We start from the raw sequence: 257 nt of genomic DNA on the forward strand, positions 1-257 counted from the left end.
ACAGATGATGCGGATGATATTAATAATATCAATACCAATTATACTACAAGTATTACAACTATTGTTAATAATGGTCATACTTTACGTTTTGATTATACTTCTGGTAGTTCGGCTTCATTAAACAATATTGATTATGATCTTTTACAGTTTCACTTTCATACTGGTAGTGAGCATACTGTAGATGGAAATAGATACCCTATGGAGATGCATTTGGTACATAGAAATCCAACTACTGGTTTGTTGGCAGTAGTCGGTAT

At 32.3% G+C, this 257-nt stretch carries 1 protein-coding gene; it reads left to right on the forward strand.

Going from position 1 to position 257, the window contains the following annotated elements; genetic code table 11:
- On the forward strand, window positions 1-257 hold a 257-nt coding region (locus Z054_RS28895; RefSeq protein WP_035092819.1), incomplete at both ends, for a carbonic anhydrase family protein.

The sequence above is a fragment of the Aquimarina macrocephali JAMB N27 genome (genome assembly GCF_000520995.1).
GTDB lineage: Bacteria > Bacteroidota > Bacteroidia > Flavobacteriales > Flavobacteriaceae > Aquimarina > Aquimarina macrocephali.